This is a genomic window from Brevibacterium sp. SIMBA_078 (assembly GCF_046534565.1).
GTDB lineage: Bacteria > Actinomycetota > Actinomycetes > Actinomycetales > Brevibacteriaceae > Brevibacterium.
Genome location: NZ_JAWRYQ010000274.1, coordinates 1 through 266 on the forward strand (window position 1 = coordinate 1; position 266 = coordinate 266).

A 266-nucleotide genomic window follows, 5' to 3' on the forward strand; every position below is an offset into this window, starting at 1 on the left:
GGCAACAAGGTCCCCAATTGTCATTTGACCGTCCACAATAAATTTCGTCCCAAACCCTAAGCTAAGCATAAAGCTAAAGCCCACGATTAAGCTAATGGTGGGATCAAATAACGAATCAACTCGTGCAACTTTCAAATTTTTAGCCACTACTTTTTCAGAAAGTCTTGAAAAGTCTTCAATGTCTTCTTCTTGTTGTCCAAAGGTTTTAATCACTTTAATCCCTGTAATACTTTCTTGCGTTTTATCGTTTAAATCAGAAAACGCAG

1 protein-coding gene is annotated in these 266 nt (G+C 37.2%); it reads right to left on the reverse strand.

Going from position 1 to position 266, the window contains the following annotated elements:
- Window positions 1-266: ABC transporter transmembrane domain-containing protein (locus SB749_RS19710; protein ID WP_410711795.1), on the reverse strand; the 266-nt coding region annotated here is incomplete at both ends.